General features: G+C 74.9%; 19 protein-coding genes. 10 read left to right on the top strand and 9 right to left on the bottom strand.

What is annotated here, in order from left to right; translation table 11 throughout:
• Positions 1-108 precede the first annotated feature (108 nt).
• Genes ACQEVB_RS18165 through ACQEVB_RS18145 form a run of 5 tightly spaced genes read right to left on the bottom strand, consistent with a single transcriptional unit; the run spans position 109 to position 6,393 of the window.
• On the bottom strand, positions 109-1,128 hold the full coding sequence (locus tag ACQEVB_RS18165; protein ID WP_432972536.1) for a PHP domain-containing protein: 1,020 nt from the start codon (positions 1,126-1,128) through the stop codon (positions 109-111).
• Positions 1,129-1,153: 25 nt separating this feature from the next.
• Positions 1,154-2,671 (bottom strand): CHAD domain-containing protein, encoded by a 1,518-nt coding sequence (locus ACQEVB_RS18160; RefSeq protein WP_432972533.1) that lies wholly within the window; start codon positions 2,669-2,671, stop codon positions 1,154-1,156.
• A 29-nt stretch (positions 2,672-2,700) separates the two neighbouring features.
• The gene (locus tag ACQEVB_RS18155) at positions 2,701-4,086 is read right to left on the bottom strand and encodes an AMP-binding protein (RefSeq protein WP_432972530.1); all 1,386 of its coding nucleotides are present in this window, start codon (positions 4,084-4,086) and stop codon (positions 2,701-2,703) included.
• 4 nt (positions 4,087-4,090) lie between these two features.
• On the bottom strand, positions 4,091-5,491 hold the full coding sequence (locus tag ACQEVB_RS18150; RefSeq protein ID WP_432972527.1) for an FAD-binding oxidoreductase: 1,401 nt from the start codon (positions 5,489-5,491) through the stop codon (positions 4,091-4,093).
• Between the two features lie 8 nt (positions 5,492-5,499).
• Positions 5,500-6,393: an NAD(P)/FAD-dependent oxidoreductase gene (locus ACQEVB_RS18145; RefSeq protein WP_432972524.1), complete on the bottom strand. Its 894-nt coding sequence runs from the start codon at positions 6,391-6,393 to the stop codon at positions 5,500-5,502.
• A 61-nt stretch (positions 6,394-6,454) separates the two neighbouring features.
• On the opposite strand from ACQEVB_RS18145, the gene ACQEVB_RS18140 reads away from it, so the two are divergent.
• Both ACQEVB_RS18140 and ACQEVB_RS18135 read left to right on the top strand, forming a co-directional pair.
• On the top strand, positions 6,455-7,081 hold the full coding sequence (locus ACQEVB_RS18140) for a TetR/AcrR family transcriptional regulator (protein ID WP_432972521.1): 627 nt from the start codon (positions 6,455-6,457) through the stop codon (positions 7,079-7,081).
• Positions 7,078-7,821 (top strand): siderophore-interacting protein, encoded by a 744-nt coding sequence (locus ACQEVB_RS18135; protein ID WP_432972518.1) that lies wholly within the window; start codon positions 7,078-7,080, stop codon positions 7,819-7,821. Before ACQEVB_RS18140 ends, ACQEVB_RS18135 begins: the two co-directional genes overlap by 4 nt.
• Positions 7,822-7,917: 96 nt before the next feature.
• Here ACQEVB_RS18135 and ACQEVB_RS18130 read toward each other — a convergent pair whose 3' ends face one another.
• The 4 genes from ACQEVB_RS18130 to ACQEVB_RS18115 all read right to left on the bottom strand — a co-directional run bounded on the left by ACQEVB_RS18130 (position 7,918) and on the right by ACQEVB_RS18115 (position 13,218).
• Positions 7,918-9,777: a DUF6777 domain-containing protein gene (locus ACQEVB_RS18130; protein ID WP_432972515.1), complete on the bottom strand. Its 1,860-nt coding sequence runs from the start codon at positions 9,775-9,777 to the stop codon at positions 7,918-7,920.
• A 101-nt stretch (positions 9,778-9,878) separates the two neighbouring features.
• Complete coding sequence (locus tag ACQEVB_RS18125) at positions 9,879-11,021, bottom strand: acyl-CoA dehydrogenase family protein (protein WP_432972512.1); 1,143 nt, start codon at positions 11,019-11,021, stop codon at positions 9,879-9,881.
• On the bottom strand, positions 11,021-12,526 hold the full coding sequence (locus ACQEVB_RS18120) for an acetyl-CoA acetyltransferase (protein ID WP_432972509.1): 1,506 nt from the start codon (positions 12,524-12,526) through the stop codon (positions 11,021-11,023). Before ACQEVB_RS18120 ends, ACQEVB_RS18125 begins: the two co-directional genes overlap by 1 nt.
• A 35-nt stretch (positions 12,527-12,561) precedes the next feature.
• Positions 12,562-13,218: a DUF2461 family protein gene (locus tag ACQEVB_RS18115; RefSeq protein WP_432972506.1), complete on the bottom strand. Its 657-nt coding sequence runs from the start codon at positions 13,216-13,218 to the stop codon at positions 12,562-12,564.
• Between the two features lie 189 nt (positions 13,219-13,407).
• On the opposite strand from ACQEVB_RS18115, the gene ACQEVB_RS18110 reads away from it, so the two are divergent.
• From ACQEVB_RS18110 to ACQEVB_RS18075, 8 genes are all read left to right on the top strand, one after another.
• The gene (locus ACQEVB_RS18110) at positions 13,408-14,145 is read left to right on the top strand and encodes a response regulator transcription factor (protein ID WP_432972503.1); all 738 of its coding nucleotides are present in this window, start codon (positions 13,408-13,410) and stop codon (positions 14,143-14,145) included.
• Positions 14,142-15,566: a sensor histidine kinase gene (locus ACQEVB_RS18105; RefSeq protein ID WP_432972500.1), complete on the top strand. Its 1,425-nt coding sequence runs from the start codon at positions 14,142-14,144 to the stop codon at positions 15,564-15,566. Before ACQEVB_RS18110 ends, ACQEVB_RS18105 begins: the two co-directional genes overlap by 4 nt.
• A gap of 15 nt (positions 15,567-15,581) precedes the next feature.
• Complete coding sequence (locus ACQEVB_RS18100; protein WP_432972497.1) at positions 15,582-16,583, top strand: ABC transporter substrate-binding protein; 1,002 nt, start codon at positions 15,582-15,584, stop codon at positions 16,581-16,583.
• Entirely contained in the window at positions 16,580-17,443 is an 864-nt protein-coding gene (locus ACQEVB_RS18095) for an alpha/beta fold hydrolase (protein ID WP_432972494.1), read from the top strand. The genes ACQEVB_RS18100 and ACQEVB_RS18095 overlap by 4 nt, the downstream gene beginning before the upstream one ends.
• Before the next feature lie 70 nt (positions 17,444-17,513).
• On the top strand, positions 17,514-19,373 hold the full coding sequence (locus ACQEVB_RS18090; RefSeq protein ID WP_432972491.1) for a glycosyltransferase family 39 protein: 1,860 nt from the start codon (positions 17,514-17,516) through the stop codon (positions 19,371-19,373).
• An 89-nt stretch (positions 19,374-19,462) separates the two neighbouring features.
• Positions 19,463-20,695, top strand: a complete 1,233-nt coding sequence (locus ACQEVB_RS18085; protein ID WP_432972488.1) for a glycosyltransferase — start codon at positions 19,463-19,465, stop codon at positions 20,693-20,695.
• Positions 20,692-22,614 carry an ArnT family glycosyltransferase gene (locus ACQEVB_RS18080; RefSeq protein WP_432972485.1) on the top strand — a complete coding sequence of 641 codons (1,923 nt, stop codon included), beginning with the start codon at positions 20,692-20,694 and terminating at the stop codon, positions 22,612-22,614. Before ACQEVB_RS18085 ends, ACQEVB_RS18080 begins: the two co-directional genes overlap by 4 nt.
• Before the next feature lie 26 nt (positions 22,615-22,640).
• Positions 22,641-24,305, top strand: a complete 1,665-nt coding sequence (locus tag ACQEVB_RS18075) for an AMP-binding protein (protein WP_432972482.1) — start codon at positions 22,641-22,643, stop codon at positions 24,303-24,305.
• The last annotated feature ends 35 nt before the right edge of the window (positions 24,306-24,340 follow it).

The following is a 24,340-nucleotide window of genomic DNA, read 5'->3' as shown; positions in this document are numbered from 1 at the left end:
TTTCGTCACCCACCGCCCCGCGCGCACATTCGACCGCTCCCGCCGTCGCGGAGCGAGACTCTCCACCCGCTCGCGCGTCCCCCGATCGAGGCACGCGCGAACGCGTCCTCACGCGCGGCTGCCCACCAGCCGCTCGACCGTCCAGGTGTTGCGCACCCGCTCCACCGGCACCTCGCAGGCGACGGCGCGTTCGCAGCCGTTGCGCAGCCAGTCGAGCTGGCCGGGGGCGTGCGCGTCGGTGTCGATGGTGAACTCGCACCCCGCCTCGACGGCCTGGCGCAGCAGCCGCTTGGGCGGGTCGAGCCGCTCCGGCCGCGAGTTGATCTCCACGGCGACCCCGTTGTCGGCGCAGGCCGCGAACACCTTGTCGGCGGCGAACTGCGACTCGGGACGCTTGCGGCTGCCCGTCACCATGCGGCCGGTGCAGTGCCCGAGCACGTCGACGAGCGGGTTGTCGATGGCGCGCAGCATGCGCCGGGTCATCTCCGGGGCGGCCATCCGCAGCTTGGAGTGCACCGACGCCACCACCACGTCGAGCTCGGCGAGCAGGCCGGGGTCCTGGTCGAGGGTGCCGTCCTCGTTGATGTCGACCTCGATGCCGGTGAGCACCCGGAAGTCGGTCAACTCCTCGTTCAAGGAAGCGATCTGCTCCAGCTGCGCCCGCAGCCGGGCCGCCGACAACCCGTTGGCGACGGTCAGCCGCGGCGAGTGGTCGGTGACGACGAGGTAGTCGTGGCCCAGCCCGCGCGCGGTGTCGACCATCTCGCGCAGCGGCGAACCGCCGTCGGACGCGTCGGTGTGGCTGTGGCAGTCGCCGCGCAACGCGTCGAGCAGCTCCTGGACGGGCGCGTCCAGCGGGTCGGGCGGCGTCTCCTCCAGCCGCTTCAGGTAGCTCGGCACCACCCCGGTGAGCGACTCGACGACGCACTTGGCCGTCACCTCGCCCACGCCCTTCATCCGGGTCAGCTCACCGGCCAGCGCGATGCGGGTGAGCTCCTCCGGGTCCCAGCCGTCGAGCCCGTTGGCGGCGCCGCGGAAGGCCCGCACGCGGTAGGTCGACTCGTGCGCCCGTTCGAGCAGGAACGCGATGCGGCGCAGGTCGGCGACCGGGTCGCGAGGAGCACTCACCTGCCGATCGTGGCACAGCGGCGGCTCACTCCATCCAGCGGCGCAGCTTCCTGCGCGACGCCTGCCGCCACAGCTCCGGCAGCTCTGCCTCGACGGCGGCGGCGCGGGCGGTGTCGTGGCCGTGCAGCACGCCGAACGCGAAGCCGTTCTCGCCGTCGGTGTGGGCGAGGGCGCCGAGGCTGCGGAGGGTGCCGCGGGACACGACGGTGTCCTGGTGCTCGCCGAGCGCCTGCTGGATGCCCTTGACGGCCTTCGCGTAGCGCTTCGCCGGCTTGCCGACGGCCGGACGGGCCACCTCGGCGACGTAGCGCAGCCGCTTGCCCGCCTTGCGTGCCTCGTGCATCGCGATGTCGCGCCGCTCGGGCGGCAGCTCGGGGTCGAGCGCGTGCTCGACGCGCGCGGCGAAGCGCCGTTGCTGCTTCGCGACGTGCCGGGGCAGCTCCTTCTTCGCCTTCTTCGCCGCCCGCTTGCGCAGCGGAGGAGCAGCGACCAGCTCGTCGAGCTGCTCCCGCAGCCGGACGTACTCGACGCTGTCGAGGGCCGTGAGGGCGGCGGCGTTGCTCTCGCTCTCGATCCGCGCGAAGTACCGGTTGGCGACCGCGGCCGCGCCGCCGAGCCGCAGCTCGTCGGGCAGCTCGGCGAGGCCGGCCAGCACGCGCTCGCGCTGCACCTGGGCGTCCCGAGCGGGGGCGAGCGCCTGGCCGAGCCGGCGCAGGCCCTCGACCAGCGGGTCGGTGCGCTCGCGGTCGAGCAGGCGGCGGTGGCCCTGCAGTGCGCTGCGCAGCCGCCGCGCCGCCACCCGCAGCTGGTGCACCGAGTCGGGCTCGCCGCGGCGCACCCGCAGGTCCTCGGCGGCGAGGCGGTCGTTGTGCTTCGCGAGGTAGGCGACGAGCGCGCCACCGGCCCGCTTCTCCGACGGGCGCGCCCGCTCCGGACGGGCCGGACGCAGTAGGCGCGTCAGCTCCGCCTCCCCGCACGGCTCGGCCCGCCGCAGCCCGGCCTCCGCCGCCCGGTCCGCGAGCGCCGGGCGCAGCGCCGGCGGGGCGTCGATCGCCACCTCCGTCCACGCTTCCACCTCGGTGCTGCGGCCCAGCGTCGAGAGCGTGACGTGGTCGTGCACGACGGTGGCCAGCCGCGCGCCGGACTCGTCGAGCAGGCGGTGCTCGGTGCGCGTGGTGCGCACCCGGCCGACCGGACGGACGTTCCGCCCGCGCGCCGCGCCGCGGACGAGCTCGGCGATCCCCGCGGGCAGCGGCAGCCGCGCGCCCGGGGCGGCGTCGGGGTCGACCGGCAGGTGCAGCGGGTCCCCGTCACCCGGGGTGTGCAGCTCCCACCGGGCCGGCGAGTCGTCGCGCAGCACCGAGACCGTGACACCGGCAGCGGCCAGCCGCAGGTCCGCCGTGTCGTAGCGCTCCACCTCCAGCACCCGGGCCGGCGCGGCCTCGTCGCCGTGCACGCCGGGCAGACCCGCGACGGGCGGGATGCTCGCCTCGGCCGGGCCGCGGAAGGTCAAGGTCGTCTGCTCGTCGGTGGTGGCGCTCATCCCTGTCGGGTGCCCCGAACGAGTGCCCCTCAATCGCGCGGCAGCTTCGCCTTCTGCACCTTCCCCATGTCGTTGCGGGGCAGCTCCTCGACGAACCGGACGCGGCGCGGCCGCTTGTGCGGCGCCAGCAGCCGGGCGACGTGATCGGTGAGCTCCTGCGCGTCCGGCGCGGGTCCGGCCGGCACCACGAAGGCCACCACGCGCTCCCCGAGGTCGTCGTCGGGCACCCCGATGACGGCCGCCTCGGCCACCCCGGGGTGCTCCAGCAGCGCGTTCTCGATCTCCCCTGCGCCGATCTTGTAGCCGCCGGACTTGATCAGGTCGGTGGCGCTGCGCCCCACCAGCGCGAGCTGGCCCGACTCCGTCCAGCGGCCGACGTCGCCGGTGGCGAACCACTCGTCGGCACCGCGCGGCGGCCGGTTCAGGTAACCGTCGAACAGGGAGGGACCGCGCACCTCCACGGTGCCGAGGTCCGCCGAGTCCGGGACGGGCACCAGCCGCAGCTCGGTGCCGCGCAGCGGGCGCCCCACCGAGCCGGGTTCCGGCTCGTCGTCGACGCGGGCGGCGGTCAGGATGAGGGTCTCGGTGAGTCCGTAGCGCTCCCGCACGGCGAGGCCGGTGGCGGCCCGCATGCGGGCGTGGTCGACCGCGGTGAGCGCCGCCGAGCCGGAGACCAGCAGCCGGGCCCGGCCCACGGCCGCCGCCGCGTCGGCGTCGCGTTCGAGCTGGTCGGCGAGGCGGTGGTACTGGGTCGGCACGCCGAACACCATCGTCGCGCCGCTCGCTGCCAGCGTCGCCGCGTCGAGGGTGCCGAGGTGGCGCAGCCGCCCGCCGCGGCGCAGCGGACCCAGCACGCCCAGCACCAGCCCGTGCACGTGGAACAGCGGCAAGGCGTGGGCGAGCAGGTCGTCGGCGGTCCAGGCCCACGCCTCGGCGAGCCCGTCCAGGTTGGCGGCGATCGCGCGTCGCGACAGCACCGCGCCCTTCGGCGGCCCCGTCGTGCCGGAGGTGTAGATCACGAGGGCCGGCGCGCTCTCCGGGACGTCGGCCGCGTCGGACCCGGCTCGGGCAGCCACGTCGATCTCGACGCGCGGGAGGCCCGCGTACCCGTCCGGCAGCGCGACGCCGGGCGCGGCGAGCACCAGCTCCGGGACCGAGTCGCCGAGCACGTGCGCGAGCTCCCGCTCCCCCAGCTTCGGGTTGACCGGCACGATCGGCACGCCGGCGTGCACGGCCGCCGCGACCGCGACGGCCGTCTCCAGGCTCGCCGTCGCGTGGACGGCGACGCGCGAGCGCCCGGCCAGCGCACCGGCGAGCGCGCCGACGGCGCCGGCGAGCTCGGCGTAGGTCAGCTCGCGGTCGCCGAAGCGCAGCGCGGGACGGTCGGACGGGTCGGCGAGAGCGGGGAGCAGCACGCGCTCACGCTAACCCGACGACCTTGCCGGGGTTCAGGATGTTGTGCGGGTCGAGCGCCTGCTTGACGCTGCGCTGCAGCGCGAGCACCCCCGGTCCCAGCTCCTGCGTCATGCCGGGCATCTTCAGCAGGCCGACACCGTGCTCGCCGGTGACGGTGCCGCCCATCTCCAGCGCGGCGGCGACGATGTCGTCGAACGCGCCCTGCGCGCGGCGCTTGGCCTCCTCGTCGCCGTGCGGGGTGAGCATCAGCGGGTGCAGGTTGCCGTCGCCGGCGTGCGCGACCGTCGCGATCTGCACCCCGCGCCGCTCCCCGATCTCGACGATGCGACCGATCATCTCGGCGAGCTTCTGCCGCGGCAGGCATACATCCTCGGTCAGCATCGCCTGTCCCAGCTGCTCGAGCGCCGGGTAGACCATCCGGCGCGCCTCGAACAGCGCGTCCGCCTCGGCCGGGTCGGTGGACTGCATCGCGTCGGTCGCCCCGGCCGCGGTGAACTCGGCGAGGATCGCGTCGGCCTCCTGCGCCGCCGCCGGCTCCGGCAGGTCGGTCTGGGCCAGCAGCAGCGCCGCGGAGTCCTCGGGCAGGCCCGCGTGCTTCCACGCGTTGACCGCCTTCAGGCTGAACCGGTCGATCAGCTCGAACGCGGCCGGTTGCAGGCCGGCTGCGATCACGCGGGCGACGGCCTCGCCCGTCGCTTCCAGGGTGTCGAAGAAGCCGACGACGGTGCGCGGCTCGGTGGTGCGCAGCGGCCGCAGCTTCACGGTGACCTCGGTGATCACGCCGAGCGTGCCCTCCGAGCCGACCATCAGCCCGACGAGGTCGTAGCCCGCGACCCCCTTCGCGGTCCGCCGGCCCAGCCGCAGCACCTCCCCCGCGGCCGTGACGACCTCCAGCGCGAGCACGTAGTCGCGGGTGACCCCGTACTTCACGCAGCACAGCCCACCCGCGTTGGTGGCGACGTTGCCGCCGATCGTCGACCACGGCGCGCTCGCCGGGTCCGGCGGGTACCAGAGCCGCTCCTGACGGACGGCCGCGCGCAGCGTGTCGTTGACGACCCCCGGCTGCACGACCGCGAGCCGCTCCGGCCCGTTGATCTCCAGGATCGCGTTCATCTTCTCCGTGGTGAGCACCACACAACCGGCGACCGCGTTCGCCCCGCCGGAGAGCCCGGTGCCCGCGCCGCGCGGCACGACCGGGACCCGGTGCCGCGCGCACACCCGCACCACGGCCGCGACCTCGTCGGTCGACTCGGGGCGCACCACCGCGATCGCCTGCCCGTACGGGGCCCATTCGGCCTCGTCATGGAGGTAGCTGCGGACGGTGTCGGGATCGGTGAGCACCCGGCGCGGCGGCAGCGCCGCCAGCAACTCGGCGGCTACCTCGTCAGGCACGACCGTGGTCATGCCTGACGCTAACCCGTGGCGAGCCGCTGGGCGAGGGCCCGTCCCAGCAACGAACCGGAGCGCCAGGCCGTCTCCACCCGGCTGCTGCCCCACCCGTCGCCGGCGAGCGCGATCCCGTCCGCACCGGCCAGGTACGGCTCGTCCCGCCCGTCGACCGGGGCGGCGTGCGGCCAGTGGTGCGCGTGCACGGACTCCGGCTCGGGGAGGTCCAGCAGCTCCCGCGCCGCCGCGACGACCTCGGCGGGCGACCCGCCGGTGGCGTGCGCGACGAGCACGGGCGCGCCGTCGCCGCGCCGGTCGCCGTCGTCGGCGACACTCGTCAGCAGCGGGTGCCCGTTCACGAAGGCAGCCGGGAACGGTGCCCACACGCGTTCCCGCCACCGCATCGCCACCGCGAGCACCGACCGCCACTCCCGACCGCGCGCGGCCGGCGCGTCGACGAGCGCGCCGACCTGCGGGTCCGGCATCGCCAGCACGACCGCGTCGGTCGGCTCCCCGTCGACGAGCGGACCGGGTTCGACCGACCGCACGGTGTGCCCCAGCCGGACGTCCAGACCGGTGGCGAGATCGGCGACGAGCCCGCCCAGCCCGCCGGGCGCGGCCCACCGCATCGGCCCCGGCGCCGTGCCACGAGTGCCGTTCTCGATCACGTCGAGGGTGTCGGTCCACGTCCGCACCAGCCCGCGGGAGCGCCAGCCGTCGACGACCCCGGCGAACCCGTCGTCGCGCACCGTGAAGTAGGCGGCACCGAGATCGACCGGCCGCCCGTCCAGCTCGGGCGAGCACATGCGGCCGCCGATCCGGTCCGCCCGCTCCCGCACCTGCACCGCCACGCCGGCGGCGGCCAGCTCCCGCGCACACGCGATGCCGGCGATCCCGGCCCCGACGACCACTACGCTCACCGGGGAACCGTACCCACCCAACAAGTTACCGAGGGTAAGTTACCTGCGGTAGGATGGCTCGGTGGAGACCAGAGCGCCTCGCCGTCGCCTCGGCCGCGCCGAGCGCGAGCGGCAGATCCTGGACGCGGCCGTCCGGGTCTTCAGCGAGCGCGGGTTCCAGCAGGCGTCCATGGACGCCGTCGCGAAGCTCGTCGGCGTCACGAAACCGGTGCTCTACACCCACTTCGGCTCCAAGGACGGGCTGCTGCTGGCCTGCATCGCCCGCGCCCGCGCGGAGCTGCTCGACGTCACCTCGACCGCCGTCGCGGCCGCCACCAGCGCCGAGGACGCGCTGCGCCGCGGCACCCGGGCGTTCTTCGACTACCTCGACGCGCAGGGCCCGGCGTGGATGCTGCTCTACACCGAGTCCGACACCGGTGCGGCGTCCGAGAGCCTGGAGGCCATCCGCCAGCAGCAGGTGGACTTCATCGTCGGCATGCTCTCCGCCGCCCGCCCGGGCGTCGAGCCGCAGCGCGTCGAGGGGTGGGCGCAGATCATCGTCGGGGCCACCGAGCGGCTCGCGCTGTGGCGCGGCCGCGGCGACGGCGACACCGTCACCGCCGAGCAGGCCACCGACTACCTCATGGACCTCGCCTGGACGGGTCTGGCGCAGCGGCAGGGCGAGGCCGGGCAGAATCTCCGGGCGTGACGACTACCGCCCCGCGTCTGCTGCAGGTGCGCCGCAGCGTCCGGGTGACGCCGCGGATGGTGCGGGTCACCCTCGGCGGCGACGAGCTCGCCGGCTTCGGCGGGACCGGGCCGGACCGGCGCATCAAGATGTTCTTCCCGGTGCCCGGCCAGGAGCGTCCGGCGGTGCCGCGGGCCAGCACCGGCGGGCCCGTGTGGCCGGCGGGCGAGGCGCGGCCGACCATCCGCACGTACACGGTGCGCCGGTTCGACCCCGACGGCGGCGAGCTCGACGTCGACTTCGTGCTGCACGAGGGCCACGGCCCGGCCGCGGCGTGGGCGCGCGACGCGCAGCCCGGCGCGTGGGTCGGCGTCTCCGAGCCGGGCGGCCGGTACGACCCCGACCCGGCTGCCGACTTCCACGTCGTCATCGGCGACGAGACGGCGCTGCCGGCCGTCGCCACCGTGCTCGCGGCGCTGCCCGCCGGCGTGCCGGCGGTGGCGTTCCTCGAGGTGGCGGACGCCGCCGAGGAGCAGGAGCTGCCCGGCGCCGCCGAGCTCGTCTGGGTCCACCGGGGCGACGCGCCGCCCGGCGAACCGCTCGCCGCTGCTGTCCGCGCCGCCACCTTCCCGGCGGGACGCGGGCAGGCCTGGCTCTCGGGCGAGTCGACCTGCGTCAAGGACCTGCGCAAGCACCTGCTCGACGAGCGCGGCCTCGACCGCCGCGCCGTCTACGCGACGGGGTACTGGCGCGCCCGCTGACGCCGCGCGTCGTGTCGGTGATCAAGGGGAGAACGTCGCTGTTCATGATCGAACAACGACGCTCTGCCCTTGATCAACTCCCGGTGCGGTAGACCGTCAGGCGGGCACCATCCGCGTGCCCTTCTGCACCCAGCCCACCGGCACCCCGGTCTCCGGGATCGTGCAGCCGGCAGCCGGCATCGCCGTACCGTTCGGGCAGGTGACAGCCGGCTTCACCGCCACCACGGGCTTCGGCGCCGGCGTCGGGTCGGGCTTCGCCGCGGGAGCCGGGGCCGGCTTCGCAGCGGGCGCCGGGGCCGGCTTGGCGACAGGCGGCACCTCGACGGGCGGCGGCACGATCTTCGGCAGAGCCGGGGCAGGAGACGGTGCCGGCTTGACCTCCGGTGCAGGCTTGACCTCAGGGGCCGGCTTCACCTCGGGTGCGGGCTTGGCCTCCGGGGCCGGCTTGACCTCCGGCGCGGGCTTGACCTCCGGCGCAGGCTTGGGCGCCTCGGACGCGGGCCCGGCGTTCGGCAGCGGCAGTGCCGGCACGACCGCCGGCAGCGACAGGTCGGGATGTCCCTCCGCCTGCCCGCCCGCAGGCGGCTTCGCCGGCTCCTTCGCCGGCTCCTTCACCGACTCCGTGGTGGGGCCGGTGTTGGCCGGCGGGTCGGTCTTCGGCGGAGCCGGGACCTCGACCTTCGGCGGCGCCGGCGGCTGCTCGACCGGTGCAGGCAGGACCTTGTCCGGCCCGGTCAGCGGCGGCAGCGGCGGCTGCGCCGGCTCGGCCGGCTTCTGCGCCGGCGGGTCCGTCTTGTCGGGCGTGCCCTCGGCACCCGGCTTCTTCGCCTGGGCGGGCGAGCACGGGTCGTCCGGCTTAATCCCCACCACGGAGTCGACGGCACCGGCGACCGCGCCCACGACGTCGCACACCGGCTTGGCCGGGTCCTTCACCGGGTCCTTCGGCGGGTCGGCCGGGCAGGCCTTGCCGTCGTCCCCGCACGGCTTCGGGTGCGACGGCGGCGGGACGCAGTGCCCGTCCTTCCAGGTCTTCCCGTCGGGGCAGTGCGGGCGGCAGGGCGGCCCGTGCCGGTCGCCGTCGGTCGAGATCGCGACCGGTGCACCGGGATCGTCCGGCTTGCAGTCGGGGCGCGGCTTGCACCAGTCGTGCTTGTCGCGGTCGCAGTGCTCGACCGGGGCGCGGCAGTGGCCGTCGTCGTCGCGCCAGGTGCCGCGCGGGCAGTGCCGCACGCAGTTGCCGTCGTCGTCGCGGTACTCGCCGCGGTGGCAGTCGTCGACGATCGGGTGGTCGGAGTCGTCGTCGTGGTGCCACGCCTCGGTGTCGTCGGACTCGTCGTAGCTGAAGCCCTGCCACGGCTCACCGACGTAGTCGTTGTCGTCGTCGTCGGTGTAGGCGGCCGGGGCGAGCGGGTTGCCGCAGGCGCAGCGGACGCGCGGGGTGCCGTCGGCGTCGACGAGCACCGCGGTGCCCTCCTGCAGCACCGACTGCACGGCGCCGAGGTGGCCGTCGACGAAGCGGTGGTTGGTGACCTGCATGTCGCCACCGAGCACGGCAGGAGTCAGCTCGGCGACGTAGGCAGCGATCTGGTCGACGCCCACCTTGTTGCCACCGCTCCACTTCAACGTCGGGTCGGCGTTGAGCGCCGCCGTCCACGCCGCGGCCGCGGCGGCGTGCCCGTTGAGGTACGCGGTGAGCGTGGCGGGGTCGCAGGTGTGCTGGTCGCCGGTGCCGGCGTTCTCGGGCACCGTTTCGGCGGCCGGTGCCGGCGACAGCAGCGACGGGACGAACGGGTCCTCGCCGACGGCGTGCGCCGGCTCCAGGAACACCGGCTGCGCCTGCGCAGCGCGCGCGGTGAGGATGGCGGCCCCGAACAGGCTCGCCATCATGGTCAGCGCGACCAGCACCGCAGCGAAACCGCGGTACCGCTGCGTTCTCTCCGTCAGTGCTGACGTCATCCCCGACCCACCCCCACGTGGTAACCCGATCGTGGGATTGTCCGTCGAAAGGGCTGGGACGTTACACAGATCGCACAGGACGTTCTCAGGCCGTCCCTCGATCAGAGGCCCAGCTGCTTGGCGATGATCTCGTTCATGATCTCGTTGGTGCCGCCCCCGATGCCGAGGATGCGCACATCGCGGTAGTGCCGCTCCACCTCGTGCTCGCGCATGTAGCCCATGCCGCCGAGCAGTTGGACGCACTCGTGCGCCACGAACTCGGCGGTCGCGACAGCGGTGTTCTTCGCCATCGCGGTCTCCGTGAGCTGACCGCCGCTCGCGAGCCAGCGTGCGGCGACGGTGCGCGTGTAGGTGCGCGCGACGTCGATCCGGCGCGCCATCTCGGCCATCCGGTGGCGGACGAGCTGGCGGGTCGCGAGGGGGCGACCGAACGTCTCGCGGTCGCGGATCCACTGCATCGTGAGGTCGAAGCAGCGCTGGGCGGTGGCGTAGGCCTGCACGGCCAGCGAGAGCCGCTCGCTCTGGAACTGCTGCGCGATCTGCACGAACCCGCTGCCCTCGGCGCCGACCACGTTGGCCGCCGGGACGCGCACGCCGGCGTAGGACAGCTCGGCGGTGTCGGAGCAGCGCCACCCCATCTTGTCGAGCTTGCGGCTGACGGTGAACCCGGGCGTGCCCTTCTCCACGACGAGCAGCGAGATCCCCGCGTGGCCCGGACCGCCCGTGCGCACGGCCGTCGTGACGAAGTCGGCCCGCACGCCGGAGGTGATGTAGAGCTTCGCGCCGTCGACCACGTACTCGTCGCCGTCACGCACCGCCCGCGTGGTGAGACCGGCGACGTCGGAACCGCCGCCCGGCTCGGTGATGGCGAGCGCGCCGATCTTCTCGCCGGCCAGCGTCGGGCGGACGAACCGTTCGATGAGGTCGGCGTCGCCGCTCGCCACGATGTGCGGCACGGCGATGCCGTGCGTGAGCAGCGACGCCACGACGCCCCCTGACCCGCCCGAGAGCAGGATCTGCTCGGCCACGACGAACCCGTCGATCGCGTCGCCGCCGCCTCCGCCGACCTCCTCTCCGAACGCGACCCCGAGCAGCCCGACGGCCGCCGCCTCCTCGTGCAGCTCGCGGGGCAGCTCGCCGGCCTCCTCCCACTCCGCGAGGTGGGGGACGATCTCGCGGGTCGTGAAGTCGGCGACCAGCGCCCGCAGGGCCTGTCGCTCGTCGGTGAGCCACGGATCGGTCATCAACCCTCCAGGGTGTCGACGGCGACGTGGCCGTCCTTGCGGGTGACGCGGACCGGCACCCCGACGATCTCCCGCGGCGCCCCGCGGCGGTGGAGCGACAGCGCCATGGCCGCGTCGGGGTCGCCGGGTGCGGTGGTGGCGGCGATGCGCGCCCCGTCGGGCAACCGGGCAACCAGGAACGCCTGCTCGGGTGCGCCCGCACGGCCGTACTCGACGGTGGCGGCCTCCACCACGGCCTCGGCGACGTCGGGCACCGGCACCAGGCGAGGCGCCGGGCCGGCGGTGTCGCGGGGCTGCGGGTCGCCCCGGTACGGCATCGGATCGCGGGAGAGCAGCAGCGCGTGCTGGTGGGTGAGGTAGCCGCCGTTGCCGTGCACGAGCGCGCGGCCGCCGCCGGCGCGCAGCCGCTGTGTGACGGCGACCAGCGCGTGCAGCGTGTAGCTCGACAGCGGCCCACCGAAGGCGTTGTGCCCGCCGGTCACCCCGGCGACGGACGTGACCGGCAACCCGAGGTGGTCGGCGACCAGCTCGGGCACGACGGGGAAGCAGCTGTAGACGTCGATGACGTCGAGCTCGGCCGGATCGAGCCCGGCGAGCGTGCGGTCGAGCGCGTCGGCCAGCGCCGCCGACGAAGCGAACGAGGGCCGGGCCAGCACGTCGGTCGCGTCGCTCGCGCCGGCACCGCCGACGACGTGCACGATCCGCTCCTCCGGCACGCCGTGCGCGCGGGCCGCGGCCAGGGACGTGACGATCACGGCGGCCGCCTGGTCGACGTGCGGCATCGCGTTCTGCGCCAGCGTGTACGGCTCGGCCACCATCCGGTTGCCCTGGCCGGGCTCCGCGATCTCCGCAGCCGTGCGGACCTGCGGGTTCCACGCGGCGGGGTTGGCCGCCGCGACCTCGGTGAAGGCCGCGTAGAGCCGCGCGGACCGGGCGATCGCGGCGTCCGGGGACAGGCCGAGCGCGTGCCGGTGCGCCGAGTGGAACAGGGCGTAGACCCGGCGCGGGAGCAGGATCCCGGCCGCGAGCATGGCCGGGCTGCCGATCTCCTCGGGGTCGAAGGCAGGTGGTCCACCGGGCGCGCTGCTCCAGCCCGCCGCAACGGGATCGGTGCCGGCGGCCCGCAGCGCGCCGAGCGAGGCCATCGCCTCGCCGCCTGCGATGAGCGCCACCTGGGACGAGCCGTCGGCGATGCGCGCGGCCGCCTGCTCCAGCAGCACGGCGGGCCACTGCCCACCGACGCTCGAGTCCACCGTGTGCCGCGGCCGCGCGCCGATCTCCGCCGCGATGCTGCCGGCGAGGTCGGCGTAGGCCCAGCTGGTGGTGCGCACCGTGGCGACGGTGTCGGTGGCGGCGAGCAGCCCCGGGGCACCGCAGTCGGCCGCTGCCGCGGCGACGGCCGCCGACACCAGCTCGGCGGGTTCGCGAGCGGCGGCGACGTCGCGGGCGCGGTTGCCCCGGACCTGCCCCACCCCCACCAGTACGGGTGTGCGTTCGGCGGACACGCCCGCACGTTACCGCCCAGTAGCTCCAGCGCGCCCTAACCGACCTCCGGCACGTGCGCGTCCAGCCAGGCCACCAGGGGCGCGGCGGCCCGCCAGGCCCCCGCGACCCGGGCGAGCGGCTCATGCGTACTCAGCCACGGCCCGACCGCCCACGTGTGGCCGACCTGCAGCGCGCGCAACCGCAGTAGCGCCACGCGCGGATGGTCGGCCGGGTAGCCAAGGGGTGTGCGCGCGGCCGACGGGGCCGGGAGCAGGGACAGTCCGCCGGCGGCCGCGGCCGCGAGCGCCGTGGCCAGCTCCCCGCCCGCGTCGCCGGCGACCGCTGCGCGGTAGGCGCGCAGCGCCGGCCCGGTGAACGCGTACCGGCCCACCGTCACCGCCAGCCCGCTGCCGGACAGGACGAACCCCCGATCGGTGCCACCGGCTGTGCTGGCCACCCCGCCGGTGTCGGTGCGGTACGGCGGGACGTCCGGCCGGAACCGCCGGTTGCGGTACGGCCGGAACACCCGGACCGGACCGAACTCGGCCCCGAGCGCCGCGGCCAGTGCGCTGGTGGGCGGGCGGACCGCGGTGTCGTAGCGATGCCGCTGCGCGGCCCAGAACTCCGCGGTGTTGTCGGCCTCGAGCTCGCTCAGGAACGCGACGGCGTCGGCGGGCCAGCCGGTGAAGACGGTGCTGGTGGCGGTGGACATGGGATACCCCTTCCGGTGGATGGTCGGGGCTTTGACGGATCCGGAGGGCGCGCGGTTCCCTCGATGCGCCGATCTCGTGCAGGAACGCCCGGAACAGGCCCGTTCGTCTGCACGTGACGGACCACGTACACAGCGGGCACACAGGATTCACCCATCGACGCCACAGCCGCGCGCGCGAGCCTGACTAGCATGTTTCCGGTGAGCGAGCAGGTCCCGTCGCTGCGGCGCGCCGACGGGGGTGCGGTGCGGGTGCTGGTCGTCGACGACGAGTCGACGTTGTCCGACCTGCTGTCGATGGCGCTGCGCTACGAGGGCTGGGAGGTCCGCACGGCGGCCGACGGCCTCTCGGCGGTGCGGGTGGCGCGGGAGTTCCGCCCGGACGCCGTCGTCCTGGACGTGATGCTGCCCGACTTCGACGGGCTGGAGGTGCTGCGCCGGCTGCGCGGCGAGACGCCCGACGTCCCGGTGCTGTTCCTGACGGCGAAGGACTCGGTGGAGGACCGCGTCGCCGGGCTCACCGCGGGCGGCGACGACTACGTGACGAAGCCGTTCAGCCTGGAGGAGCTGGTCGCGCGGTTGCGTGGCCTGATGCGCCGCTCGGGGATGGCGGCGGCGGCCCGGCAGGGTTCCGAGCTTGTCGTCGGCGATCTCGTGCTCGACGAGGACAGCCACGAGGTGCGGCGCGGCGACGACGTCGTCGAGCTGACGGCCACCGAGTTCGAGCTGCTGCGCTACCTGATGCGCAACCCGCGCCGGGTGCTGTCGAAGGCGCAGATCCTGGACCGCGTCTGGCACTACGACTTCGGCGGCCAGTCCAACGTCGTCGAGCTCTACATCTCCTACCTGCGCAAGAAGATCGACGCCGGGCGCTCACCGATGATCCACACCGTGCGCGGGGCGGGGTACGTGCTGAAAGCCGCCGGATGAGGTTCGCGCCCCGGACGTTGACGGCGCGGCTGGTGGCGGTCGTGGTGCTGCTGCTCGCCGTCGCCGCGACCGTCATCGCCGTGTCGACGACGCTGATCCTGCGGCATCGCCTGATCGACCGGCTCGACGCGGACCTCCGGGGCGCCAACGGGTTCGCCGTCAGGATCGTGATCGGGCCGCAGCAGGGCACACCGCTGCCGCAGCTGCCGGTGCCCCCGCGCGACCCCGACACCCTCACGGCGGTCGTCAACGACGGCAAGGTCGTGGGCGCCGCCGTCTACCCGCGCGACGCCGATCCCGTCCCCGTGCCCGAGGCGGACTTTCCGCAGCTGCTGGCGCTGACCCCCGGGGCCCCGCCGACCTCCGCGACGATCGGGGACTTCGGCGACTACCGGCTGGTCGCCTCTCGGATGACCACCGGGGTGGTGCTGGTGACCGGGCTGACCCAGCGGCGCGTCGACGACACGGTGGCGCAGCTGATCATCATCTCCGTGATCGTCGCGGGGGTGACGCTGGCCGGGGCGGGCGCGGCCGGGCTCGTCCTCGTGCGACGGGAGCTGCGGCCATTGCAACGGGTGGCCGCGACGGCGGCGAAGGTCAGCGAGATCCCCCTCGACCGCGGTGAGGTGTCGCTCGCCGAACGGGTGCCCGTCGCCGACCCGGCCACGGAGGTCGGCACGGTCGGGGCGGCGCTGAACACGATGCTCGACCACGTCGGCGCGGCGCTGGAGGCCCGGCAGGAGAGCGAGACGCGGCTGCGGCAGTTCGTCGCCGACGCCAGCCACGAGCTGCGCACCCCGCTCGCCGCCATCCGCGGCTACGCCGAGCTGACCCGCCGCGCGGACCTCACGCCGGAGGCCGCGTACTCGGTGGGGCGGATCTCGTCGCAGTCGGAGCGGATGACGGCGCTGGTCGAGGACCTGCTGCTGCTCGCCCGGCTGGACGCGGGCCGTCCGCTGGAGCGAGCTCCGGTCGACCTCACCCGGCTCGTCCTCGACACCGTCAACGACGCGCACGCGGCCGGCACCGACCACCGGTGGCGGCTGGACCTGCCCGAGGAACCCGTCGTCGTCACCGGTGACGCGTCGCGGCTCACCCAGGTGCTGGTCAATCTGCTGGCCAACGCCCGCACGCACACCCCCGCCGGGACGGCGATCACGGTCGCGCTGGAGCCGAACGGCTCCACCGTCTGCCTCTCCGTGCTCGACGAGGGGCCCGGGATCGCCCCCGAGCTGCAGCCGCACGTGTTCGAGCGGTTCGCGCGCGGTTCGGAGTCGCGCTCGCGCGAGAACGGCAGCACCGGCCTCGGCCTGTCGATCGTCGACGCGGTGGTGGCGGCGCACGGCGGCAAGGTGGAGCTGACGAGCCGGCCGGGCCGCACGGAGTTCCGCGTGGACCTGCCGACGTCCAGCAAAGGTTAGGCTAAGTTCACCTGCATGGTGTCCCGTCTGCGCCGCTCGGTGCTGGTCCCCTCGTTGCTGGTCGTCGCCGCGCTGCTGGCCGCGTGTGCCGGTCCGGCGCCCGTTGCCGCGCCCGCGGCCGGCCCCGGATTCCCCGTGACGATCACCCACGCCTACGGCACCACCGTCGTGCCGGCCCGCCCGCAGCGCATCGTGGCGCTCGGCACGGCCGACGTCGCGATCGCGCACGCCGTCGGCGCCCCGATCGTCGGCGCGCTGCGCAACTTCGCCGGCGACCCCAACCTGCCCTACGTCCAGCCGCCGCTGCCGCCCGAGGTGCTGGGCATCCCCGCCGACCCCGAGGCCGACCTGGAGCGGATCGCCGGCTACCGGCCCGACCTGATCCTGGCCGTGACCTCCCCGCTCGTGCTCGACAGGCAGAGCTACGACCAGCTCGCCGCGATCGCGCCGACCGTCACGTACGGCACTTCGCTGTACGCGGCCTCGATGCAGGACGACGCCCGGCAGATCGGGAGGGCCATCGGCGCGGAGGCGAAGGTCGAGGAGCTGATCACCGCCGCCGACGCGCGGGTCGCCGCGCTGCGGACGGAGCTGCCCGGCCTCTCCGGCCGCACGTACCTGTTCGGCCAGGCCCGCGGCGAGGTGCTGCCGATGGTGGTGGGCGAGCAGAACCTGTCCACGGTGTTCATGCGCTCGCTCGGCCTGCGCGTGCCGGAGGCGTTCGTGAACGCGCCGGCCACCGCGGCACTCGCCCCGGGAACGGTCGGGGTCAGCTACGAGAACGCCGGCCTCCTCGACGGCGCCGACGCCCTGTTCATCACGTTCGCCGGCAGCGGCGACCGCCAGCAGTTCGAGGGCAACAAGCTGGTCCAGCAGCTTCGCGCGGTCCGGGGCGGCACCTACGTACCGCTCACGACGGACCAGGCGGTGGCCCTGCAGGCACCGAACGTCGTCGCCGTCGACTGGCTCATCGGGCAGCTGCGCCCGACACTGCAGAAGGTGGCGGCCGGGCGGTGAGCCACGTCCAGGGCGCACCGGAGTGGATCACCACACCGGACGGGCGCCAGCTCTACGCCATGGTGCTGCCGGGCCCGGGCGGTGCCACTCCCACCGTCGTGTTCGAGGCCGGCGCCGGGGCCTCCCGCTCGTCATGGGCACTCGTGCAACCGGCGGTCGGCGCCCGCACCCGCGCGATCGTCTACGACCGCTCCGGGCTCGGGCGCAGCGCCCCCGACCCGGTCTCGCGCACCCTCCCGCGGATGGCCGACGACCTCGCCGCCGTGCTCGACCACGCAGGCCCCGGCCCGTTCGTGCTGGTCGGGCACAGCGCGGGCGGGCCGATCGTGCGAGCGGCTGCCGCGCGGCGGCCGGAGCGGGTCGCCGGGCTCGTGCTCGTCGACCCGACCGACGAGGCCGGTCCCACCCTGTTCACCCCTTGCTTCCGGCGCACCGAACGGACCGCCTTGCGAGTCCTCGCCCTGCTCGCCCGCACCGGCCTGCTCCCGCACCTGCAGCGCTCGGTGCGCTCCCGGCTGCCGGCCGACGCCCGCCGCGACCTCGACGCCGAGGGCTTCACCCCGAGCGTCGTCGCCACCATGGCTGCCCAGGCCACGACCTTCGTCGACGTCGTCAGGGCGTTCCGCGAGCACCCGCCGGAGCTGGGCGACATCCCCGTCACCGTCATCTCCGGGGCCCGCGCCGGCGGGCTCCCCAGGCGGCTGCGCGCCGAGATCACCGCCGCCCACGCCGCGCGGGCCGCGTGCTCGCCGCACGGACGGCACGTGCTCGCCGCCCGATCCGGCCACCTCGTGCCGATCACCGAACCGCACGTCGTGATCGGGGAGATCCTGCGGCTCTGCGCCGACCTGCCCGGCTGACCCGCCACTCACAGCCGGCACACAGCCGTGCCACCAGGCCCGCACAGCCTCGATCGACAGCGTCGACGCGGTGACTGCCACGCTCCCCCATCGGACGGTCGAGTCCGCTCCACCGCGCCCCGGGCCCCGCCGGCTCGCACTGGCCGCCCTGCTCTGCGGCACCGCCGCGCTGTACCTGGTCGACCTCACCGCGTCCGGCTGGGCCAACGCCTACTACGCCGCGGCCGCGCAGGCCGGCAGCTCCAGCTGGACGGCGTGGCTGTTCGGCTCGTCGGACGCCGCGAACGCCATCACCGTCGACAAGACCCCGGCCGCGCTGTGGGTGATGGGGTTGTCGGTGCGGCTGTTCGGGCTGTCGAGCGCGAGCGTGCTGGTGCCGCAGGCGCTGCTGGGGGTCGCGACGGTCGCGCTGCTGTACGCGGCGGTGCGCCGCACGTCCGGCACCGCCGCGGGGCTGCTGGCCGGCGCGGTGCTGGCGCTGACGCCCGTAGCGGCGCTGATGTTCCGCTACGACAACCCGGACGCCCTGCTGACGCTGCTGCTGGTCGCCGCCGCGTACGCGACACTGCGGGCCGTCGAGGCGGGTCGGGTGCGGTGGCTGGTGCTGGCCGCGACGCTGGTCGGGTTCGGCTTCCTGACCAAGATGCTGCAGGCGTTCCTGGTGCTGCCCGCGTTCACCGCGGTGTGGCTGCTCGCGGCACCGCTGCCGCTGCGCCGCCGGTTCGTCGGCCTGCTCGCCGCGGGCGCCGCGCTCGTCGTGGCCGCCGGCTGGTGGGTGCTGCTGGTCGAGCTGTGGCCCGCCGACCGGCGGCCCTGGATCGGCGGCTCGCAGACGAACTCCGTCCTGGAGCTGGTGCTCGGCTACAACGGCCTCGGCCGGCTGACGGGCGACGAGGTCGGCTCCGTCGGCGGGGGCCCCGGCGGCGGCTGGGGCGCGGCCGGCCCGTTGCGCCTGCTGGGCACGGAGATGGGTGGCGGCATCGGTTGGCTGCTACCGGCCGCCGTCCTGCTCGGTGCGGCGGTCCTGTGGTGGACGCGGCGCGCCGACGTGGTGCTGTGGGGTGGCTGGCTGCTGGTCACGGGGCTGGTGTTCAGCCTGATGAACGGCATCATCCACGCGTACTACACGGTGGCGCTGGCGCCGGCGGTGGCCGCGCTGGTCGCGATCGGCGCGGTCGCGGCGTGGCAGCGCCGAGGGACGGCTGCCGGCCGGTTCGTGCTGGTCGGTGCGGTCGTCGCATCCGTGGGGATGGCGGCCGTGCTGCTGTGGCGCACCCCGGCGTGGCAGCCGTGGGTGCTGTGGACGGTGCTCGCGACGGGCGTCGTCGCCGTGGTCGGCCTGGCCGCGGCCCACCGGCTCCCGCGGGCGCCGGTGCTGATGATCGCGCTGGTCGCTGCGCTGCTGGGCCCGGCCGCCTACACCGTCGCAACGGCCGCCACCCCGCGCACGGGCGCGATCCCGGCGGCCGGCCCGGAAGGACGGGGCGGGGTGCGGATCCTGGCGGCACCGCCGCCCGGTGGACCTGGCGCGCAGCCCGGGCGGTTCGTCGGCGGCCGCGGCATGAGCGGTCTCCTCGACGCACCGACGCCCGGACCGGAGCTCACCGCACTGCTGAGCGAGGCCGACGGCCACACCTGGGCCGCCGCGACCGTCGGTTCGCAGAACGCGGCCGCCTACCAGCTCGCGTCCGGCCACCCGGTCATGGCGCTCGGCGGCTACAACGGCACCGACCCGTTCCCGACGCTGGCGCAGTTCCAGCAGCTCGTCGCGGACGGGCGGGTGCACTGGTTCGTCGGCGGCACCGGTCCCGGTGGCACGGCGAGCGGCGGCAGCGACACGGCCCGGCAGATCGCGGAGTGGGTGGCCGCGACGTTCCCCGCCACCACGGTCGACGGCACCCCCGTCCACGACCTGACGGCGGCGTCATGACCGCGGTCACACCCGATCGGGGCGCGCCCACAGCCCGCACACAGGTCGACCACAAGGCCTCGACAGCGCCGACCCCGAGGTTGGCACCCATGTCCACCGCGACCGCTTCCACGGCCGACGAACGAGGCCGCTCCCCCGCCCGGCCCGGGCCCGTGCTCGACATCGTCGTGCCCGTCTACAACGAGGAGGCCGACCTCGAGCGCTCGGTGCGCCGGCTGGCCGCGCACCTGACCGACCGCTTCCCGTTCTCCTTCCGCATCACGATCGCCGACAACGCCAGCACCGACGCCACCCCGGCGATCGCGGAACGGCTGGCTGTCGAGCTGGACGGCGTGACGGTGCTGCACCTCGCGCAGAAGGGCCGCGGGCGGGCGCTGCGCACGGCGTGGACCGCGTCGGACGCGAGCGTGCTCGCGTACTGCGACGTCGACCTGTCCACCGATCTGAACGCGCTGCTACCGCTGGTGGCGCCGCTGGTGTCGGGGCACTCCGACCTGGCGATCGGGACCCGGCTGCGGCCCGGGGCGCGGGTGGTGCGCGGCGCGAAGCGCGAGTTCATCTCGCGCACCTACAACCTGATCCTGCGGGGTGCGCTGGCCGCCCGCTTCTCCGACGCCCAGTGCGGCTTCAAGGCCGTGCGGGCCGACGTCGCCGAACGGCTGCTGCCGCTGGTGGAGGACACCGGCTGGTTCTTCGACACGGAGATGCTCGTGCTGGCCGAGCGGGCCGGGCTGCGCATCCACGAGGTGCCCGTCGACTGGGTCGACGACCCCGACTCCAGCGTCGACATCGTCGCGACGGCCGTCGCCGACCTGCAGGGCGTCGCGCGGCTGGCCCGCGGATTCGCCACCGGCCGGATCCCGCTGGGCGCGCTGCGCGGACTGGGCCGCGAACCGCTGGCCGGCGAACCGAAGGGCATGGCCGTGCAACTGCTGCGCTTCGCCGTCGTGGGGATCGCGTCGACGCTCGCGTACCTGCTGCTCTACGCGCTGCTGCGGGATCCGTTCGGTGCTTTCGGCGCGAACCTGCTGGCGCTCGTCGGCACGGCCGTGGCCAACACCGCGGCCAACCGGCGCTTCACGTTCGGGGTGCGCGGCGGCGGTGGCGCGCTCACCCACCACGTGCAGGGCCTGGTCGTGTTCGCGCTCGGCCTGGCCCTGACCACCGGCGCGCTGGCGCTGCTCGGTGCGCTCGCGCCGGCCGCGAGCCAGCCCGTCGAGATGCTCGTGCTCGTCGTGGCCAACCTGCTGGCCACCGTGCTGCGGTTCGTCGCGTTCCGCAGCTGGATCTTCCCTACCCGCACCCCGGAGAACTCCGCATGACCGCGACCCTCGACCGACCCACCGCGTCCGCCGTGGAGCCCACCCGTCGATCGCGCGGCGAGCACGGCGCGCTGGCCGCGCTCCTGCTCGGCACGGGCGTGCTCTACCTGTGGAACCTGTCCGCGAACGGGTGGGCGAACGACTTCTACGCGACGGCCGTCCGGTCCATGACGCTCGACTGGAAGGCGTTCTTCTTCGCCTCCCTCGACGTGGGCGGCACGGTGACCGTCGACAAGCCGCCGGCCGCGCTGTGGGTGATGGCGCTGTCCGGCCGGATCTTCGGCTTCAGCTCGTGGAGCATGCTGGTGCCGCAGGCGCTGATGGGCGTCGCCACGGTCGCCCTGCTGTACGCGGCCGTGCGCCGGGTCGCCGGTCCGCGGGCCGGGCTGATCGCCGGCGCAGTGCTGGCACTGACTCCGGTGGCCGCGCTGATGTTCCGCTTCAACAACCCCGATGCGCTGCTGGTGCTCCTCATGGTCGCCGCCGCGTACGCGACGGTGCGCGCGATCGAGCAGGGCGGGACGCGCTGGCTGCTGCTGGCCGGGTTCCTGCTCGGGTTCGGGTTCCTGGCGAAGATGCTGCAGGCGTTCGTGGTGCTGCCGGCGCTCGCGCTGGCGTTCCTGGTCGCGGCGCCGACCGGGATCTGGAAGCGGGTGTGGCAGCTGCTGGCCGCGGGTGGCGCGGTCGTCGTCGGTTCGGGGTGGTGGATCGCGATCGCCGAGCTGTGGCCGGCCGCGAGCCGCCCGTACATCGGCGGCTCGACGACGAACTCGGTGCTGCAGCTCGCGCTCGGCTACAACGGGCTGGGGCGGATCTTCGGCGGCGAGCGCGGCGGCGGGACGCGCATCGAGATCGGGACGGGCCCCGCTCCGCGCCCCGGCATGGTCGTCTTCGGCCCCGAGGGCCCGATGGGCGGAGGCGGCTTCGGCGGCGAGGCCGGGCTGCAGCGGCTGTTCAACGGAGAGATCGGTGGGCAGGCGACCTGGCTGCTGCCGGCCGCGCTCGTCCTGCTCGTGGCCGGGTCGTGGCTGGCGTGGCGGCACCGCGAGGTGCGCGGCTCGCTGGTCCTGTGGGGCGGCTGGACCGTCCTGACGTTCCTGGTGTTCTCCCTGGCAGAGGGCATCTTCCACCCCTACTACACGGTGGCGCTGGCGCCGGGCATCGCCGCGCTCGTCGGGATCGGCGGGGCGCTGCTGTGGCGGGAGCGCTCGACGTGGTGGGTGCGCGGGGTGCTCGCGCTCGTCGTCGCCGGGACGGGCGCGTGGGCGTTCGTGCTGCTGGACCGCTCGCCGCAGTACCTGCCGTGGCTGCGCTGGGTGGTGGTCGCCGCGGCCGTGCTGGGCGCGGTCGGCGTCCTCGCCGGGTTGCGGGCGCGGGCGTTCCTCGCGGGCACGTTGGCGGCGGTCGCCGTCGCCGGGCTGGCCGGACCGACCGCCTACACGCTGACGACGGTGACCACGTCGCACGTGGGCGGCATCCCGTCGGCCGGCCCGCCGATCGAGGAGGCCGGCCGCGACCGGGGCCAGCGCCCGCCCGGTGACGGGCAGCTGATGCGCGGCCCGGGGATGATGGAGCCCGGGACCGTCGATCCCGCGGTGGTCGCGCTCCTGCAGTCGGCCGGCACCGACTGGTCGGCCGCCACCGTCGGCTCGCAGGGGGCCGGGCGGTTGGCGCTGGCGAGCGACACCGACGTCATGCCGATCGGCGGGTTCAGCGGCGGCGACCCGGCACCGACGCTGGAGCAGTTCCAGGCCGACGTCGCTGCGGGACGCATCCACTGGTTCGTCACCGGCGGGGAGCGCGGCGGCCCGGGCGGCGGCCGCGGCACGGGCAAGCAGATCACCGAGTGGGTGCAGCAGAACTTCACGGCGCAGACGATCGGCGGTCAGGAGTTCTACGACCTCACCGCCGCGCGCTGAGGACGTGGGCGGGGCAGGATGGCGCCGTGGCCGATTCCTTGTTCGGTGCCGTGTCCGCTGCCGTGGAGAAGACCGTGGAGAGGACCGCCGTGTCCGCGCGGGCGGTCGTCGAGCTCGTCCGCTCGGGGGTGATCCGCCCGATCCGGCCGGACCGGATCCTCGGCATGGGCGTCGGCGGGCTGCGCTACGGGTTGACCCTGACCGCGGGCTACGCAGCCGGGGCGGCCCGCCACCCCGACCGCACCGCCATCGTCGACGACGCGGGTTGGGTGAGCTACGCGGAGCTGGGCCGGCGCACCGATCGGCTCGCCCGTTCGCTCGCCGGCCTGGGCGTCGGCGCCGGGGACCGGGTCGGCGTGCTGTGCCGCAACCACCGCGGTGCCGTCGAGGCGCAGGTGGCGGTGGCGAAGCTCGGCGCCGACGTCGTGCTGCTCAACACCGGCCTGCCGGCCGCGCAGCTGGCGACAGTGGCCGAGGAGCAGAAGATGCGTCTCGTCGTCGCCGACGCCGACTTCGGCGACAAGCTCGACGCGCTCCCCGACGACGCCACGATCGTCATCGGGTGGCACGACGGGCCTGTCGGTCATCCCACGCTCGACGAGCTGATCGCCCGCAACGGCCCCGGCACACTGCCGCTGCGCCCGGCGGAGGGCCGCACGATCGTGCTGACGTCGGGCACGACCGGCCCGCCGAAGGGGGCGCGCCGGCCCAAGCCCAGCGGCCTGACCCCGGTGGCCGCGGTGCTCTCGGCGATCCCGTTGAAGGCGGGCGAGCCGGTGTTCATCGCCGCCCCGCTGCTGCACACGTGGGGCAACGCCGGCCTGCTGCTGGCCGTGCTGCACGGCTCACCGGTGGTCCTGACCAGGCGTTTCGACGCCGAGGCCGCGCTGGAGCTGGTGGAGCGCGAGCGCTGCGACGCGGTGATCGCCGTGCCGGTGATGCTGCAGCGCTGGCTCGACCTGCCCGAGGACGTGCTCGCCGCCGCCTGGCAGGAGCACCGGCCGCGGATCGTCGCGGTCAGCGGCTCGGCGCTGGCCGCGCCGCTCGCGACCGCCTTCATGGACCGGTTCGGCGACATCCTCTACAACCTCTACGGCTCCACCGAGGTGTCGTGGGTGTCGATCGCCGGGCCGGCCGACCTGCGCGCCGCTCCCGGCACGACCGGTCGCGCGCCCGTCGGCACCCGGCTGGTGATCCTCGACGAGCACGACCAGCCCGTCCCGCCCGGCGTGGAGGGCCGCGTGTTCGTCGGCAACGACATGCCGTTCGAGGGCTACACCCGCGAGGGGGCCGACGTGGAGCGGCACGGCGACCTGCTCGGCACCGGCGACGTCGGCCGGCTCGACGACGAGGGCCGGCTCCACCTCACCGGCCGGGCCGACGACATGATCGTCAGCGGCGGGGAGAACGTGCACCCCGGGCCGGTCGAGGAGCTCCTGGAGGAGCGGCCCGAGGTCCGTGAGGTCGCCGTCGTGGGCGTGGACGACGAGAAGTTCGGGCAGGCGCTGGCCGCGTTCGTGGTCGTCTCCGACGGAGCAGACGTCTCCGCCGACGACGTCCGCGGCTGGGTGCGATCCGAGCTGACCCGCTTCTCCGTGCCCCGTGACGTGCACTTCCTCGACGAGCTGCCGCGCAACGCCACCGGCAAGATCGCCAAGAAGGAGCTGCCGGTGTCCGCGAGTGACACGTGACCCATTGGAGTTAGGCAAGCCTAGGCTAGAGTGAG

The organism is Pseudonocardia sp. CA-107938 (genome assembly GCF_050936315.1).
Lineage (GTDB): Bacteria > Actinomycetota > Actinomycetes > Mycobacteriales > Pseudonocardiaceae > Pseudonocardia.
This window is presented reverse-complemented; position numbering and strand designations above follow the sequence as displayed.